This is a genomic window from Streptomyces luteireticuli (assembly GCF_041519305.1).
In the GTDB taxonomy this organism is placed as follows: Bacteria; Actinomycetota; Actinomycetes; order Streptomycetales; family Streptomycetaceae; genus Streptomyces; species Streptomyces luteireticuli.
The window spans coordinates 1,626,687-1,639,856 of sequence record NZ_CP167927.1 but is presented as its reverse complement, the minus strand read 5'-3'; the positions used below and the strand labels follow the sequence as shown (position 1 = coordinate 1,639,856).

9 protein-coding genes are annotated in these 13,170 nt (G+C 72.7%); 2 read left to right on the top strand and 7 right to left on the bottom strand.

Going from position 1 to position 13,170, the window contains the following annotated elements:
• Positions 1–15: 15 nt before the first annotated feature.
• The 4 genes from AB8735_RS06565 to paaK form a co-directional block, all read right to left on the bottom strand.
• On the bottom strand, positions 16–1,926 hold the full coding sequence (locus AB8735_RS06565) for a RiPP maturation radical SAM C-methyltransferase (protein ID WP_372411783.1): 1,911 nt from the start codon (positions 1,924–1,926) through the stop codon (positions 16–18).
• Between the two features lie 493 nt (positions 1,927–2,419).
• Positions 2,420–3,697, bottom strand: a complete 1,278-nt coding sequence (locus AB8735_RS06560; RefSeq protein WP_372405972.1) for an MFS transporter — start codon at positions 3,695–3,697, stop codon at positions 2,420–2,422.
• Between the two features lie 340 nt (positions 3,698–4,037).
• On the bottom strand, positions 4,038–6,449 hold the full coding sequence (locus AB8735_RS06555) for a penicillin acylase family protein (protein WP_372405971.1): 2,412 nt from the start codon (positions 6,447–6,449) through the stop codon (positions 4,038–4,040).
• Between the two features lie 125 nt (positions 6,450–6,574).
• Complete coding sequence (gene paaK / locus AB8735_RS06550) at positions 6,575–7,873, bottom strand: phenylacetate--CoA ligase PaaK (protein WP_372405969.1); 1,299 nt, start codon at positions 7,871–7,873, stop codon at positions 6,575–6,577.
• Positions 7,874–8,091: 218 nt separating this feature from the next.
• On the opposite strand from paaK, the gene AB8735_RS06545 reads away from it, so the two are divergent.
• Entirely contained in the window at positions 8,092–8,328 is a 237-nt protein-coding gene (locus AB8735_RS06545; protein WP_344022558.1) for a DUF397 domain-containing protein, read from the top strand.
• A 27-nt stretch (positions 8,329–8,355) separates the two neighbouring features.
• Here the strand turns inward: AB8735_RS06545 and AB8735_RS06540 are convergent, their stop codons facing one another.
• Positions 8,356–9,078, bottom strand: a complete 723-nt coding sequence (locus tag AB8735_RS06540; RefSeq protein ID WP_372405966.1) for a leucine-rich repeat domain-containing protein — start codon at positions 9,076–9,078, stop codon at positions 8,356–8,358.
• Between the two features lie 117 nt (positions 9,079–9,195).
• Between AB8735_RS06540 and AB8735_RS06535 the strand changes: the two genes are divergently transcribed.
• A complete protein-coding gene (locus tag AB8735_RS06535) occupies positions 9,196–9,696 on the top strand; it encodes a hypothetical protein (protein ID WP_344022562.1) in 501 nt (166 codons plus the stop codon).
• A 70-nt stretch (positions 9,697–9,766) separates the two neighbouring features.
• Here AB8735_RS06535 and AB8735_RS06530 read toward each other — a convergent pair whose 3' ends face one another.
• Together AB8735_RS06530 and AB8735_RS06525 are read right to left on the bottom strand one after the other, a co-directional pair.
• On the bottom strand, positions 9,767–11,755 hold the full coding sequence (locus tag AB8735_RS06530; RefSeq protein ID WP_372405964.1) for an N-acetylmuramoyl-L-alanine amidase: 1,989 nt from the start codon (positions 11,753–11,755) through the stop codon (positions 9,767–9,769).
• Positions 11,756–12,001: 246 nt separating this feature from the next.
• A complete protein-coding gene (locus AB8735_RS06525) occupies positions 12,002–13,105 on the bottom strand; it encodes an aminoglycoside phosphotransferase family protein (RefSeq protein WP_344022566.1) in 1,104 nt (367 codons plus the stop codon).
• Positions 13,106–13,170 lie beyond the last annotated feature (65 nt).

Here is a 13,170-nt window from a genome sequence, read left to right as displayed (position 1 = left end):
GGGTCGGTGGGGTCGTCAGACAGTGGTGGGCTGGAGTTCCGGCGCCGGGTCGTCGGCCCCGGCCCCGTCCTCCTCGTGCCGCTTGTGGTCGATGCGCAGCAGCTCCCCGTTGACCGCGGGCGGGGCCACGTGGACGTACTGGCCGTCGTCGGTGAAGACCAGGCCCAACGAGCGCCAGAGGAGCAGCAGTTCCTCGATCTCCTCCTGCGGTGCGCCGAGCTTCCGGGCGGTGGAGGCGGGTGTGCGCGGCTGTTCCAGCAGCCGGAAGAGGCCGGTCTCCAGCGGGCCGGTCAGCTCCAGCGTCCGCCAGGCGAACGCCCGCCGCCGGCTGACCAGGACGATCCGGTCGCCCAGGTCGCAGTGGGTCAGCCGGCTCTCCGGATACGACTCCCGCCAGCGGCGCAGCGCGTCGTCGAGGCGTTGCACCACGTCCTGGCCGATGCCCATCGGCGGCGCGTCGAAGATGTAGGCGAGGTCGTACAGTTCCTCTTCCGGCAGGTCGTAGATGAGCCGGTACGGCTCGGCCGGGCGCAGGTCGCGGAAGCCGAGTCCGGGGTTGTCGAAGTACGGGCTGAAGCGCTCGACGGCGAGGCGCGCGGAGCCGCCGCCCGGCGGCATGAGGTGTTCCAGGGCGGGCAGTTGGGCGGTGATGCGGTCGTAGTCCGCGGCCTCCTCGCCCGGGAAGCCGTGGAGGTAGTTCCAGGACACCGAGAGTCCGGTGGCGGCCCCGTCGCGCAGCATGCGGACGTTCTGGCAGCCGCTGACCCCCTTGTCCATGATGGTGAGGACCCTGGTGCTGAGGTTCTCGATGCCGGGCTGGACGTAGATCAGGCCCGCGTCCGCCAGGGTCTGCAGCTGGCCGCCGCGCATGTTCGCCTTGATCTCGTAGTGCAGCCGCAGGTCGTAGCCGCTCTCGATCATGCGGGGGAGGAGCGACGTCACATAGCCCATGTCGAGGATGTTGTCGACGACGTACATGTCCAGCACCCGGTGGCGCTCGGCGAGTTCGGTGATCTCGTCGAGGAACACCGTGGGGCTCTTGCTGCGGAACTGCATGAACGAGCCGTTGAGTCCGCAGAATGTGCAGTGGTGCTTCTCGCCCCACCAGCAGCCGCGCGCCCCCTCGACGACGAGTTTGGGCTCGACCCACGACCGGGCGGAGGAGGCGGCCAGCCGTTCGAAGTAGCCGGTGTAGTCGGGGCGGGGGATCGCGGCGGGCGGGAGGGGCCGGGTGCTCATCGGGTGGGCGACGGACGTGCCGTCGGCGTCGCGCCGGCACAGTCCCGGTACGGCGTCGAGCCCGGTGCCGTCCTTGAGGGCGGTGACGAGCGCGGGGAAGGTGCGCTCGCCTTCGCCGCGCACCACGAAGTCGACGAAGGGGAAGTTGCGGTGCACGGCTTCGCCCTGTTTGCCGTCGCAGTTCGCCCCGCCCAGCACCGTGACGATCGACGGGTCGAGCGCCTTGACGTACCTGGCGGCGGCGAGGGCGGCGGTGTTCTGCTGGAAGGTCGAGGTGAAGCCCACCACGTCCGGCCGGGCCGCGGCGATGCGTTCGGCCGTCTCCCGGACGAACGCGGCGGCGTTCGCGTGGAGTTGGAGCGTGGTCTCCATACGTGGGCCGTCGACCTTCCGGGCCATTGCCGCCGTGAACTCCGGTATGCGCCAGGTGTCGTCGTCGTAGAGCGCTGCCGAGAACACCCAGTCGCCGCAGCCGAGGAAATAGGAGTCGAGTGCGTAGTAGGAGTAATCGGCCGGGGAGAATTCACGGCTCCGCGCGTTGATCCAGTCCACGTAGTCGATATTCGCGTGCAGCACCTCGGCCCGGGCCCCCGGCACGTCGTCGTCGATGCAGCGCTTGAGAATTCCCAGGGCGAGCGAGGGCAGATCGATGGGGGCCCAGGGCATGTTCACCAGAATGACGCGCACGGTGTCGCTCTCCTCCGGTCCGTTGACGGGTGCGTGCATGCGTGGGAGCGGGTGCCGGGCCGCGCTCGGGCGGCCCGGCACCCTTTTCCGCCTACTCGTCGGCGTCCTCGACGGAGTGGGAGGCGAAGTCGATGTCGATGTAGATGCTGCGGTGCCTCTGGTCGGCGTTCAGCGGGTCGTTGTGGATGACGTCCTTGTGCATGGGATGCCTCTCCTGGGTAGGGATGAGATGCGGACGGACCGGCTATTCGGTGATGCCCTCACCGGCGTCGGCGCTGATGATGACCGAGATGTGGATGGCGCGGCTCGCCTCGCCCGCGCTCAGCGGGTCGTGCTGGATGACGTCCTTGTGCATGGAGTTCGCCTCCTCGGCTGTATGGAGCCGTACGGAGCCCTTGAATCCCTGTGGAGCCGTACGGAGTTGTACGGACGGGGTGGTGCCGGTCGGCCGGACGGTGTGCGCCGTCCGGACGTCTGTGGGGGAGCGGTCCGTTCATCCGGCCGCTCCCCGGGGTACGGCGGCGCCCTGGGTGCGGTCGCCGCGCAGCGTGCAGTAGACGGCGAGGACGGCCAGCGCCCCGGCGCTGCCGAAGGCGACGGTGCGGCCGCCGGCCGCCGAGGCCAGCAGGCCCGCGGTGACGGGGGCGAGGGCGGCCACGGCGCGGCTCGCGGTGCCCAGCACGGTGCTCACCCGGCCCTGCAGGCGGTCCGGGGTCAGCAGGACCACGCGGGCGCGGAGCACGACGCCCGCGGCGGGGGCGGTGAAGCTCACGCTGCCCAGGAGCAGCCCGTACGCCCACGTCGAGGTCACGAGGCCGAGCCCGGCCGCGGCCGGGACCATGAGCCAGGAGCCGGAGACGACGATGAGGGCGGGGCCCAGTCGCCGTACCGCCCAGGGCGCGGCGAGCGCCCCGGCCAGTCCGCACAGGCCGCTGACGGTGAGGATCAGGCCGGTAGCGGCACCGCCGGCGCCCCGTTCCTGCGCGGCGAGGACGGCCGCGAAGTACAGCACGCCGACCACACCGTTGACGCCCGAGGACCACAGCGCGACGAAGCGCAGGAACGGCTCGTGGCGGACGAAGCGCAGCCCTTCGCGGAGGTCGTCGGTGAAGCGGGTGGTGCGGGCGGGGCCCGTGGGGGCGCCGTCGGTGCGCAGGGCGCGGGTGAGGGCGGCGACGCAGAGGAAGGAGAGCGCGTCGGCCAGGACGGGGAGCCAGCGGGCGAGCTGGAACAGGGCCCCGCCCAGGGACGGGCCGGCGATCTGCACGCCCTCGTCGCGGGCCTGGAGGCGGGAGACGGCGGTGGCGTAGCGGCCGGGCGGGACGATCCTGCGGATCATGCCCTGACCGGCCGCCGCGTACAGGGCACTTGCGACACGCTCCACGAGCGCGGCGAGCAGGATGTGCACGGCGCTGATCCGTCCGCAGGCCACCGCGGCGAAGACGGATCCCATGGCGCAGGAGGCGACCAGGGCCGAACGGACCATCAGGGTCCGGCGGTCCGCGCGGTCCGCCAGGACCCCGGCGAACGGGGAGGCCACGAGATGGCCGACGAGCGAGACGGAGGCGACGGCGCCGGCGAGGGCGGGCGGGCCGCCCGCGGCCAGCAGGATCAGGGGGAGGAAGAGGGACGACGCGTGGGTGCCCAGTCCGTCCACGGCGCCGGAGATCCAGAAGACCAGGAAGTCCCGGCGGGCGCGGGCGGCGCGGTCGGGCCCGCCGGAAGGAACGGCTTCGGTTCCGGTGCGTAATCCGCACTCCCTGTCGGTCATATCGAGGTTTCCCCGTGGTTTCTTCGCCGTGAATTCCCTGAGGAATAGGGGGAGTTCCGCTCTCCGGACATGACCGACCCGCTTTCCGTCGTCGGGAGGGGCTGACACAGATCGGAAAATGGCCGGGATCTTCGACGGGTCTCCGATTGAGTGTTCGGGAGCGTAACCGAGGGGATTGAGCCTCCGCAATACTCGGGCCGTTGATCCTGTTTCCCGTGATCCCGCTTCCGTGATCCCGCTTCCCGTGATCCTGTCTCCCGTACCGGAAACGGACCGACCGCCACGGAAAACGGACCGCGGGGGCGGCGGAATCCCGTCGCCCCCGCGGCCGGCCGGCGGATCAGCGCTCGCCCACCCGCACCACCCGCAGGGCGGGCGAGGAGAGGATGTCCTTCTCGCAGAACCGGCCCTTCACCATCCGTCCCGCCGAGAACAGCTCCGTCTGGTCGCTGGAGTGCGGCGAACCCGGCTCCGAGGACTGGGAGTAGGTGAGCAGCGTGCGCGCCACCGGGCAGGCGCCGCCGTCGAAGCCCACGGCCTGGAGGTAGCTGGAACCCGTCCGCACGTCCGTGTACGCGCCGCGTGCGGCGTCCCAGCGGCCCTCGACGACGTTCCAGACGCCCAGCCGGTGCGCCCCGCCGGGGACGGGGAGGCGCTTGCCGCCGCGCTCGACGAACTGGCCCTCGCCCCACGGTGCGTCGAGCGCGGTGCCCTTGGCCCGCAGCTCGGCGACGGCGTCGGCCAGGGCGCGGGCCACGGCCGGGTTCGCGGTGTCGAGCGAACGGGGCGTGTGCACCGGGTCGTCGGCGGAGAAGGGCACGCGCCACCGCACGTCGTTCCCGAGCCCGCGCCAGAAGCGGTCGAAGAGCAGGGCGCCCCTGCTGTCCTTACGGACCGTCCGGTCCCAGCGCTTCAGCACCCCGCAGGCCCCCGATACGTCAACCACCTTGCCGTCTTTGCCCGTTGCCCGTCCGCCGGGCAACTGTGCGCAGGCGGCCGCGGTGTCGGCGGCGGCCAGGGCGCCGGTCGGCACCCGGTCGCCGAACTGCTGCTTCTCCAGGTCGGCCACGGTCAGCCGGCCGCGCCGCGCCATGGCCGCGACGTCCTCGACCGCACCCCGGGTGCGCAGCGAGCGCGGTGTGCCGATGTCGCCGAAGACGCGCGGGTAACCGGTGAGCGGCCGGTCCGCGTTGGACAGCCAGGCGCTGTCGTTGGAGTTCTCCGCGTACGGGGCGTCGACCAGGGTGGGCATCGCCGACGGGCCGAAGACGCCCGGCTGTAGCGCGTCCCCGTCCCGGCCGAGCGCGCAGGCGCGGCGCGAACCGTCCAGCACGGCCAGGCCCGTCGCGGGGTAGAGCCGCTTGCCGAGCTCCGTCGAGCAGCGTCCGGCGAGGTCGTCGGTGATGCGGGGCAGCACCTGGGACTGGGTGAGGAGGCTGTGCCCGGACGAGTCGGCCGCGATCGTGTTGACCCAGGGGAGGCCCTGGGTGCGGCGGAGCGCCGACTGTATGTCCCGGATGCCACGGGCCCTGCCGAAGGCCAGGGAGGTGTCGGTGAAGCGCAGTTGGGCGGAATTGGGGTCGGTCATCGCGTAGAGCGTGCCCTCGGTCCAGGGCAGGGGCAGCCCGCCGCCGAGCGAGGTGACCACCGGGCCGTAGCGCGTCCACCACTGGCTGCGCGTCACCTCGGTGACGCGGCCGCCCTCGCCCCGTACGGGCACGGTGACCCGGCGCTCGGTCATCCGTTCCGGCCTGCCGTCCACCAGGTAGGCGTGCGGATTCCCGGGCGCGGCCTTCAGCTCGTACAGGCCGAACGGGACGCCCGTGGCGACGGTGTGGCTCCAGGCGACGTACGGGTTGTGGCCGATCTCGACGACCGGCATGCCGAGCAGGGAGGCGCCCGACACGTCGAGTTCGCCCGGGATGGTCAACTGCGCCTGCCAGAAGCGGCGTCCGCCCTGCCAGGGGTAGTGCGGATTGCCCAGCAGCAGACCGCGACCGTTCGCGGTGACCGCCCCGGAGAACGCCACCGCGTTGGAGCCCATGTCACCGGCGCGGGCCGCGAACAGGGCCCTGGCGGCGGCCACCGGATCGTTCCGCACGGCCGCGCGCGGCGCGGCGCCGGACGACGGGTGGGCGTCGGTGATGCCGTCCACGGTGCCGCCCTGGCCGTCGAGGACGGTGAGCGCGTAGCCGCGCCGGGCCACGTCGAGGCCGGTGACGGGACGGACCCAGGAGGCGCCGGCACAGGCCCGGTCCGTGATCCGGTGCTGTTCCAGCCAGGCGTTGTAACCGGCGGCCCAGCCGCGCGCCAGCTCCCGGGCCTGACGCGACGGACCCTCGGGGGCGGGCCGGGCGAGGAGCTTCTCGACGGTCCGGGCGTCGCGGATGCCCCGGAAGAACAGGTCGCTGGAGAGGTTGGTGGAGGCGTTCGACAGGTCGTTGCCGGGGGCGGCGTCCGGGCCGAAGTGGCGCGAGCGCTCCCCGCGCAGGGTGACGAACCCGTCGGCCAGCGTGCAGACCTGGTCGGCGGCCTGGGCCCAGCCGTCGCCGAAACCGAGGCCCGCGTAGTCCTCGGCGAGGATGTGCGGGATGCCGTACTCGGTGTAACGGATGGTGGCGGACAGGCCGTTGCCCGAAGGTCTGTCCCCGGGGGCGGCGGCCGCCGCCGAGGCGGCCGGCAGGGCGCCGGCGCCGGTGAGCAGGACGAGCGCGCCGACGGTGGCGGCGCGCAGACGATGTCGCAGACGCAAGACCGGTTCTCCTCTTCTCCTCGATGTTCGGAGGTCACTGTGGGAGTAGGACTCCACTGTGGGAGTAGGACTCCACTGTGGGAGTAGGACTCCCTTGATTCCTCCGGGGGTTGAGGGAAAACCGGTCACATGGCGGGCCGCTCCCGGAGGTCCACGATCCGCTTGATCTTCCCCACCGACCGCTCCAGCGACTCCGGTTCGACGATCTCGACGGCCACCGTGACCCCCACGTCGTCCTTGACCCGCCGGGCGATCTCCCCGGCGGCCCCGGCCCGCCGCTCCGGCGTGGTGCCGGGGCGGGCCTCGGCGCGCACCGTCAGGCGGTCCATCCGGCCCTCGCGGGTCAGCCGCAGCTGGAAGTGGGGCGCGACGCCGGGCACTTGCAGGACGATCTCCTCGATCTGCGCGGGGAAGAGATTGACGCCGCGCAGGATGATCAGGTCGTCGCTGCGGCCGGTGATCCGCTCCATCCGGCGGAAGACCCGGGCGGTGCCGGGCAGCAGCCGGGTCAGGTCGCGGGTGCGGTAACGGACGACGGGCATGGCCTCCTTGGTGAGGGAGGTGAGGACGAGCTCGCCGTGCTCGCCGTCGGGCAGCACCTCGCCGGTGACCGGGTCGACGACCTCCGGGTAGAAATGGTCCTCCCAGATGTGGAGCCCGTCCTTGGTCTCCACGCACTCCTGGGCGACGCCGGGGCCCATCACCTCCGAGAGGCCGTAGATGTCGCAGGCGTCGAGGGCGAAGCGGTCCTCGATCTCCCGGCGCATCCCCTCGGTCCACGGTTCGGCGCCGAAGATCCCGACGCGCAGCGAGGTGGACCGGGGGTCGACGCCCTGGCGCTCGAACTCGTCGAGCAGGGTGAGCATGTAGGACGGGGTGACCATGATGACGCGGGGCCCGAAGTCCTGGATCAGCCTCACCTGACGGGCCGTCATGCCGCCGGACGCGGGGATCACCGTGCAGCCGAGCCGCTCCGCGCCGTAGTGCGCGCCCAGGCCGCCGGTGAACAGGCCGTAGCCGTAGGCGACATGGACCTTGTCGCCGGTCCGGGCGCCCGCCGCGCGCAGCGAGCGGGCGACGACGTCGGCCCAGGTGCTCAGGTCGCGGTCGGTGTAGCCGACGACCGTCGGCTGCCCCGTGGTGCCGCTGGAGGCGTGGATGCGCCGGATGCGCTCCCCGGGCACGGCGAACATCCCGAAGGGGTAGTGGGCGCGCAGGTCCGCCTTGGTGGTGAAGGGGAAACGGCCGAGATCGGAGAGGCCGGCGCAGTCCTCCGGACGTACCCCGGCCGCGTCGAACGCCTGGCGATAGAAGGGCACATTGGCGTAGGCGTGCTGGAGGGTGGTGCGCAGCCGTTCGCGCTGGAGCTCCGCCAGCTGCCCGCGTGTGAGGCGTTCCGCCGCGTCCAGGACGGGATCCGTCATCGTCCACACCCCCGTGTGCCGACCGATCATTCGGTAGTTCCGTGTGCGATCAAGTAATCAGCACGCGGGGCGGGCGTCAAGGGGTGGCTCCCGGGCCCGCCCCGCCGTCGCCGTCGATCGCCCGTCCGGGTGAAGCGCCGGGGCGGACCGCGGCCTGTCCGTCCGGGGGAGCGCTCGCTAGGGTGGCGGGAGAAGGCGAACCGGGAGGAGCGGCGGACGTGGCGAAGAGCACGACCGAAGACCTGGCGGGCGACATGAGGCGGCGGCTCGACCTGGCCAACGCCACCTGGCAGTCGGGCAGTCAGGGCAAGGGTGACGTCCAGATCGGCTTCATCGAGGGGTACGTCGCCATGCGCGACCGGCGTACGCCCGAGGTGCCCGCGCTGATCTTCAATCCGGAGGAGTGGCGCGCCTTCGTGGAGCTCGCCAGGGAGGGCGAGTTCGACCTCACCTGATCCGGGTGCGTTGATCCGGGTGCGTGGTCAGAACAGGGTGACGCAGCCCCGTTCCGCCAGCGCCTCCAGCAGCCGGGGCGCCGGCTCGACGGCGTTCCAGCGCAGGTCGAGCTTCTCCAGCGAGGGCAGCTCGGCCAGCCAGTCGGGCAGCCGGGTCAACCGGTTGGCGCGCAGGTCGAGTTGGCGCAACAGGGGCAGGCCGCGCAGCGCCGGGGGTACGGAGGCCAGCGCGTTCTCGCGCAGCTCCAGCACGCGCAGCTCGCGGAGCCGGGCCGTGGACGCGGGGAGGGTCTCCAACAGGTTGCCGCGCAGCCACAGTTCGCGCAGCGCCCCGAGGCCGCCGATCGTGTCGGGCAGCCGTGCGAGGCGGTTGTGCTGGGCCCGCAGCTCGACGAGGGTGGTCATGTCCCCGATGGCGTCGGGGAGTCGGCCGATGCGGTTGCCGCCGATGTTGAGGTAGCGCAGCCGGGTCAGCCGGCCCAGCGCCTCCGGGAGTGCGGTGAGCGCGTTGTCGTGCAGATAGAGGCAGCGGCTCAGGCCCGTGAGGGCGCCCAGCTCGTCGGGGACGGCGGTCAGCGCGTTGTGCCCGAGGTCGAGGGTGTGCAGGGCGGTCAGCCCGCCGATGCGCGCGGGCAGCGCGGTCAGGCCGTTGTCGGCGAGGACCAGCACCCGCAGACCGGGCGTCTCCCAGACCTCGTCCGGCACCCGGCCCCGCCCCTGTCTCCAGTAGTCGAGCGTGCGCTCCGGCATCCCCCGTTGCCCCTCTCCCCAAATCCCCCGGTTTCCCGGGAAGCGGCGACCGTACCAGCCGTTTACACGGGGTCGCCCCGGGGGCGTCCGCACTCGCCGGGCACGTACGATGTGCGCATGTCCTTCCTCCGCCGCCGCAACGCCGCCACTCCCACGGGGCCGGACTTCGACGTCCTGGCCATGGACCCCGGGGACTGGCCGGGCGACCTCGGGGCCGGGCTGCTGCCCGCGCCCGACGGCAGCTGCCAGGGCGTCTTCCTCCGCTACGACCTCTTCGGCGGCCGCGGCCCGGCGATGATCATCGGCAATCTGCCCGAGGGCTCGCCCGCCCGCGAGCTGGCCGAGGGGCAGGTGCCCTTCGAGGTCGCACAGCTGCTGGCCGCGCTCGGCAACGACGAGCCGGTCGAGGTGCTGGAGACCGAGGACATGCCGGTCATGCACGAGGACAACCTGCTGATCGTGCGCCGGCTGAAGTGCTCCGAGAGCCGGATCTCCTGCACCCAGTTCGACCGCAGCGACGGCGTCCTGGTGACCATCGCCAGCTGGGACCGGCCCATCACCGACGACCTCTACCAGCTGCTCAAGCCGCTGCCCGCGGAGATGTTCCAGGCGGGCTGAGGCCCGGTGGCCCCGGTCGCCCGGGGCCACCGCCCCCGGTTAGGGCGTGTCCGATGGGTCGGCACGGGCCCTAATGGCCGGCCGGCCGGACCGTCACGTCCGAGGCCCGGACGAATGCCACCCGGTGGCCGAACTGGATCTCGTAGTACCGCTCCTTGCCCCGCACCACCCTGTGGGCCGCCGCGTCGAAGTTGCCCGCCCACAGGAACTCGCCGGGGGTCTCCGCGCCCACCACGTACGCCTGCCCCGCGGACAGCTTGTACGGCAGCGGGACCAGCGGCTGCACCGGGACGCCCGGCGGGTACGCCTCCTTCTCCGGATACGCCCGCCCGTAGACCGGGATCTCCTTCAGCCCCGCGCGCGGGGTGACGGCCCTCCCGTACGCGCCCACCGCGACCGGCGACCACCACGGGTCGCGGAACCAGGCCTTCTGCCCCAGGTACCAGACGGCCGTCCAGCCGGGCAGCCGGTCGGCGACCGCGAACTGCTGGCCCGTGGAGGCGCGCGCTCCCGTGTCGTTGACGTCCGTCGTCGAAGGGGAGCCGTCGGGGCGCAGGCCCGCGTCCTTGACCAGCGGGGTGTTCTCCCCGGGGGCGGTGTGCAGCCGGACCGCGCCCGAGCCGTGGGGGAGGCACTTCTGCCCGGGCTTCTCGCAGCCGGTGTAGACGGGCTCGTTGACCTCGTAGTCCGGCAGGATCGTGACCAGGCCGCCGAACGGGCCGGCGGTGGGGTGGAAGGGCCGGTCCATCAGCTCGAAGTAGTGCGCCCAGTCCCAGTACGGGCCCGGGTCGGTGTGCATGCCCTTGATCGTGCCGGGGGTCGTGCCGGGGACGTTGTCATGGCCCAGGATGTGCTGGCGGTCCAGCGGGATGTCCAGCCGCTGGGCCAGGTAGCGCACCAGGCGGGCCGAGGTGCGGTACATCTCCTCCGTGTACCAGGCGTCCGGGCGGGCCAGGAAGCCCTCGTGCTCGATGCCGACCGACTTGCTGTTCACGTACCAGTTGCCCGCGTGCCAGGCCACGTCCTTGGTGGGCACGTGCTGGGCGATGTGCCCGTCGGAGGAGCGGACCGTGTAGTTCCAGGAGACGTACGCCGGATCCTTTATCAGCCGGAGGGTCGTCTCCCACGTTCCTTCCGTGTCGTGGACGACGATGAACTCCACCTTCTGCGAGGAGGGCCGGTCCGCCACGTCGTGGTTGCCGTAGTCCGAGCCCTCCAGCTTCTGGTAGGGCGCGGGGACCGACTCGCAGGACACCGACGGGGGGCACTCCGCCCCGGAGGGCGGCGGTGTGGCCAGGCCCAGCCGCGCCACTTGGTCGGTGCGGGGGGCGAGCGCCTTGCTCGCGGCGAGCACCAGGTGCTGGCCGGCGTCGTTGGTGCGCTCCTGGCCGGAGCGGATCACCTCGAAGACGTCGTCGGCGAAGGACCGGGCGGCCGCGGCGTCGGAGGCGCCGGAGTAGCTCGCCACCGCCCCGAACCAGTCGTTCGCGCTGCCGCTCGCCGGCAGGCCCAGCCGCTTCTGCGCGTCGGCGAGCAGGGCGGCGCCGCCGCGCAGATTGGCCGCCGTCCTCTCGCGCAGCGCGGCGGCCGGAAGACCGGTCAGCGCGGCGGCCCGGGGCAGGGTGCGCAGCCGCTCCGGCAGGGCGGAGGGCGAAGGGGCGGGCGGCGCGGCCTCGTGCCGGGGGGCTCCGCTCCCGGCCGAGTCGCCGCGGGCGTCGCCGCCGGGCTCGGCGGGCGGGGCGGTGGAGGCCAGGGCCGTGGCGGCGTCCGTCAGATGCATCGGGCCGTAGCCGCCGGTGACGCTGGGGGCCCCGCCGTGCACATCCCAGCGGGACTGGAGATAGGAGACGGCGAGCAGGACGCTCTGCGGTACGTGGTACTCCGCGGCGGCCTCGGCGAACTCCCGTTGCAGCGCGTCGGTGGCCTGGGCGGCCGAGGCGGCGGGCGGGGCCGCGACCAGGGGCAGCAGCAGGGCGGCCGACGCCACCGCCCCGGCCGCCCGTCCGGTGCGGCGCGCGGTTCTCGTTGCGATCCGGAATGCCGGGGCTGGTCCACGCAATGCAGCCTCCTCTAGGCGGGCCGTGCCATGCGCCGGAGTGGCGGGGGCAGTGACGGGGCCCCGAAACTACCAAGCGCAGAAGCCGAGTAGACGATCCGTCAAACAGACTGGACGGGGTGTTATGTCCACGTCAACGGCCTGGGCTGGGGCAACTTCCGAGCAGGCTGCGCCGTGGGGGTGAACGCCGACACGCCGCGCTCGGGGCGCGGCGTGTCGACGGATGGCGGACGGCCCTTCAGCGGCCCTTCACCGGGTGCCCACCGCAGCTCGTACGGCACGACGGGCCATGGCGCAGTCGTCGTGCAGCCGGCGCAGCAACAGCCGCTGCTCCTCGCCGGTGTCGGGCGCGCCCGGGGGCGCCGGCTCCTGCAGGGAGCGCTGGACGGCCGTCTCGTACGTCCTGATCTCCCGGGTGAGGACCAGCATCAGATTCACCAGAAAGGCGTCACGCGAGGTCGGCCCTGCGGCCTGTGCGTGCTGGCTGATCTGCCGGCGGGCCGCCGGGGCGTCGCCGAGGACGGCCCACAGCGTCGCCAGGTCGTACCCCGGGAGATACCAGCCGGCGTGGTCCCAGTCGACCAGGACCGGGCCGGCGGGGGAGAGCAGGATGTTGGAGAGGACCGCCTCGCCGTGGCAGAACTGGCCCTGGACATGGGCCAGTCCGTGCAGGAGCTTCTGGAGGTCGCCCAGGTCGCGGTCGGTGAGCAGGCCCAGCTCGTGGTAGCGGGCGATGCGCCGGCCGTAGTCCAGCGGCATGTCGAACATGCCGGCCGGGGGCCGCCACAGATTGACCCGGCAGAGTGCGCCCAGCGCCACCCGGACGTCGGCGCGGGGCGGGGTGGCGGACGGGTGGCGCTGGGCCGCGGCGGGGCGGCCCGGCATCCGCTCGATCACCAGGGTGCCGTTGTCCGGGTCGGCGGCGATGAGACGGGGGACGCGGACGGGCGGGCGGTGCCGCACGAACGCGCGGTATGTCGCTATTTCGTGCTGGAACCGCTCGGCGGAGGCGGGGGAGTGGTCGAGTAAACACTTGGCCACGGCGGTGTTCCGCCCGGCGGTGCCGACCAGCAGCACGGAGCGGCTGCCCCGGCGCAGCACCTGCACGGGGTTGAACTCCGGGCAGATGCGGTGCACCGAGGCGATCAGCGGGCGGAGCTCGGCTCCCTGAGCGCCCGACAGATCCAGTCTTCCGCTGAGGGGTTGCGCGCCGATCCCCGGGCCCCGCCGGGCCCGGCCGCCCCCGAACGCGGCTCCCACGGCATGGGAGGGATCGAGGTACGGTCCGCCGCTCTGCTGGGGCGGCCGCAACGGCCGGAGCGGAGCGGACACGGAGGTCGATGCTGCATACATGGGCGGAACAGATCCCTTCGTGTGCCGTCGAGGGGCCACCCCCGCGGATCACCCCCCGCGAGTGC

Coding starts and splice junctions, on each gene's coding strand:
- AB8735_RS06560 (WP_372405972.1), bottom strand. CDS start 3,697: ATGACCGACAGGGAGTGCGGATTACGCACCGGAACCGAAGCCGTTCCT.
- paaK (WP_372405969.1), bottom strand. CDS start 7,873: ATGACGGATCCCGTCCTGGACGCGGCGGAACGCCTCACACGCGGGCAG.
- AB8735_RS06540 (WP_372405966.1), bottom strand. CDS start 9,078: ATGCCGGAGCGCACGCTCGACTACTGGAGACAGGGGCGGGGCCGGGTG.
- AB8735_RS06535 (WP_344022562.1), top strand. CDS start 9,196: ATGTCCTTCCTCCGCCGCCGCAACGCCGCCACTCCCACGGGGCCGGAC.
- AB8735_RS06525 (WP_344022566.1), bottom strand. CDS start 13,105: ATGTATGCAGCATCGACCTCCGTGTCCGCTCCGCTCCGGCCGTTGCGG.